Here is a 272-nt window from a genome sequence, read left to right on the forward strand (position 1 = left end):
TTACACCAGACCCCTCAAAACGCGATTTTTTAGCATTTCTAAGTGTTTTTTCGTGATCAGCACGCGCCTGATCAGGATTCCTCACCAATTCCGTAGAATCCGGGCCCCATTCAAGTTCTTCATCGGCGTCTGCGTCGGCATCGAGCCCATCATCGGCGTCTGCATCTACTATTTCGAAGTCCCCGTCCGCGTCTTCTTCGTCGGACCCGCGCACGCGCACATGGTTGTATCCGCGCTCCGCGATCTCCGCGTTGTAGTTGAGGGCCCACATG

1 protein-coding gene is annotated in these 272 nt (G+C 55.1%); it reads right to left on the bottom strand.

Features of this window, described 5'->3' with window-relative positions; genetic code table 11:
• The coding region (locus AC1RPQ_RS08475) for a hypothetical protein (RefSeq protein ID WP_481762341.1) at positions 1-272 on the bottom strand (272 nt) is incomplete at both ends.

This window comes from Dellaglioa sp. CoH-57-MRSF-21 (assembly GCF_056781915.1).